At 44.5% G+C, this 1631-nt stretch carries 2 protein-coding genes; one reads left to right on the forward strand and one right to left on the reverse strand.

The annotated features are described in order from the left end of the window. The first annotated feature begins 86 nt into the window (after positions 1-86). Positions 87-1322 carry an LL-diaminopimelate aminotransferase gene (locus F8R90_RS27285; RefSeq protein ID WP_196513287.1) on the forward strand — a complete coding sequence of 412 codons (1236 nt, stop codon included), beginning with the start codon at positions 87-89 and terminating at the stop codon, positions 1320-1322. Between the two features lie 99 nt (positions 1323-1421). On the opposite strand, the gene F8R90_RS27290 is transcribed toward F8R90_RS27285, so the two are convergent. Further along, positions 1422-1631 (reverse strand): transposase (locus F8R90_RS27290; RefSeq protein ID WP_196511116.1); only part of this gene is annotated, 210 nt, incomplete at its 5' end.

Raw genomic sequence — 1631 nt, forward strand, 5'->3', positions numbered from 1 at the left:
TGTCCCCCCATCTCCCTCATCTCCCCACTCCCCGCCCTCATAAATTAGCAGTAAGCTATTTGAGGGCGTTTTTCATAATCTATATAATGGCAACTATTAACGACAACTACCTGAAACTGAAAGCAGGTTATCTGTTTCCAGAAATTGCTCGCCGGGTGAATGCCTTTGCAGAAGCGAATCCTGATGCTAAAATCATCCGGCTGGGCATTGGCGATGTTACCGAACCTCTGCCGGAGGCTTGCCGCACAGCTATGATTAAAGCTGTGGAAGAGATGAGCGATCGCAATACCTTTAAAGGCTACGGGCCAGAGCAAGGCTACGCTTGGTTGCGGGAGAAAATTGCCACTCACGATTTCCAAGCACGGGGAGCCGATATAGATGCTTCCGAAATCTTTATCTCCGACGGTTCCAAGTGCGACACCGGAAACATTCTGGAAATCTTTGGTCATGACAATATAATTGCCGTTACTGACCCAGTTTACCCTGTGTATGTAGACACTAACGTGATGGTGGGGAATACGGGAGATGCCAACGATAAAGGCGAGTTTGAAGGCTTAGTTTATCTACCAATTACGGCTGATAACAACTTCACTGCCGAGATTCCCTCCAAAAAAGTAGATTTAATCTATCTCTGTTTTCCCAATAACCCCACTGGTGCAACTGCAACCAAGGAATATTTAAAAGCATGGGTAGACTATGCCAAAGCTAATAACTCGATTATTTTCTTTGATGCAGCCTACGAAGCTTATATTACCGATCCGTCGATTCCGCATTCAATTTATGAAATTGAAGGTGCAAGGGAAGTTGCGATCGAGTTTCGTTCCTTCTCCAAAAATGCAGGTTTTACAGGAACTCGTTGCGCGTTAACTGTTGTACCGAAGACACTCACAGGAAAAGCCGCCGATGGTTCCGATGTGGAACTGTGGAAACTGTGGAATCGCCGCCAGTCCACCAAGTTTAATGGTGTTTCTTACATCGTCCAACGGGGAGCCGAAGCGGTTTACTCCGAAGAAGGACAGGCACAAATCAAAGGATTGGTTAGTTTCTATTTAGAAAACGCCAAAATTATCCGCGAAAAACTCACAGCCGCCGGATTATCAGTTTATGGTGGCGTAAATGCACCTTACGTCTGGGTGAAAACGCCTAATGGTTTATCCAGTTGGGAATTCTTTGATAAGCTGCTGCAAACTGTCAACGTTGTGGGGACACCTGGTTCTGGCTTTGGTGCTGCGGGTGAAGGTTACTTCCGCATTTCGGCGTTTAACAGCCGGGAGAATGTCGAAGAGGCGATGAAGCGGATTGCCGAGAAGTTTAAAGTGTAAGGCGATCGCTTTTGTTAAACTCATTCTATTAGTCTAAAGGTTACGGTGGGCTGTATTATCCACCGCAACCTGATAGATAATTAGGTTCATCCGTTACTTTTATGGAGAATTAATAGAAAAGTGCCAGTTTAATAAACTGCGTAATCGAAAATTGCTAAAATTACGAAAGCCATACCCAAGTCTTTTAATTAACTTGAGTTTATTATTAATTCCTTCTACAGTACCACTGGTAGTTCTGCCATCAAAATAACCGACTATTTCCCCAAACCATCTCACCATTGTCCCTAGACTTTTCGGAAAGTATGAACG

Source organism: Nostoc sp. NZL (genome assembly GCF_015714705.1).
Taxonomy (GTDB): domain Bacteria; phylum Cyanobacteriota; class Cyanobacteriia; order Cyanobacteriales; family Nostocaceae; genus Nostoc; species Nostoc foliaceum_A.

Bases quoted from the DNA above. Each gene is read 5' to 3' on its own strand.
- F8R90_RS27285 (WP_196513287.1), top strand. From the start codon at position 87: ATGGCAACTATTAACGACAACTACCTGAAACTGAAAGCAGGTTATCTG.